The organism is Streptomyces sparsus, assembly GCF_054776295.1.
Genome location: NZ_BAAHCA010001321.1, coordinates 1 through 1,033, shown reverse-complemented (window position 1 = coordinate 1,033; position 1,033 = coordinate 1). Strand labels below are relative to the sequence as shown.

The following is a 1,033-nucleotide window of genomic DNA, read 5'->3' as shown; positions in this document are numbered from 1 at the left end:
AGCCGTCGGGCGAACGCCTCACCGCCGCGGACGGCGACCTGGTCCTCCGTCCGGGAGGCGAGCACCGCGGCCAGCCAGCCGAGGGACCGCCGGTCGGGCCGTGCCGGCAGGTCGATCAGTCCGCCCCAGCGGTCGGGGTGCTCCAGGGCAGCCACCCTGCCCAAGCCCCACACGGCGGCCCTGCCTGGTACGACGACACCCTCGTGGACGGCACCGCCGACGGTGACGGCACCGCTCGTCACCGCCCACACCGGGGTGTTCAGCCCGGCATCACCCTGCGCCTGCACCAGGGCGAGCGCCGACTCCACTCCGGGCAGGCAGGAGAGCACACCGCTGACGGCGCCGCCGTGTGCGGCCTCGGTCAGCACGGCGGCCAGCTCGGCCCGGCCGGCGTCGGCAGCACACTCCAGACGCTCCACGCCGGGCAGGAACTCCTCCAGACCGCGCAGCACCTCCGCCTCTCCGGTATCGGCGTCGGCATCGGCGTTCCCTGCGGTGCCCAGCAGCAGCCACCGGCCCTCCAGGACCGCCGTCTCCGGGCCGCCGGTCAGGCGCTCCCACTGCACCCGGTAGCGCCAGCCGTCCGTGGTGCGGCGCTCCACCTGGGCCCGCCGCCAGGCGGACAGCGCAGGGACCACACCGTCCAGCGCGGGCCCGGACACCCGGAGCACCTCGGCAAGTTCATCGGTGTCCTCGCGCTCCACGGCCTGCCAGAAGGCGGACTCCTCCGGCTGGCCGGCCCCCGGCACCCCAACCGCCGAACGGCGGGGCTCCGGCCAGTACCGGGTGCGCTGGAACGCGTACGTGGGCAGCGCGACGGGGTCCGCCTCGCCGGACAGCACCGCCCAGGACACCGGCACGCCCCGCACGAACAACGCCGCCATCGCCGCGACCAGCGCGTCGGCCTCCTCGCGGTCCTTGCGGAGAGTCGGGACGCAGGTCGAACCGGGGGTCGTGCTCTGGTTGTTCTGGGTGAGGGCGGTGAGGGTGCTGTCGGGTCCGATCTCCAAGAAGCGCGTGACGCCCTGCTCGG

1 pseudogene is annotated in these 1,033 nt (G+C 75.1%); it reads right to left on the bottom strand.

Annotation, left to right across the window (positions count from 1 at the left end):
• Positions 1–1,033: pseudogene (locus ACYVE9_RS28170) on the bottom strand (type I polyketide synthase); the annotation flags it as partial.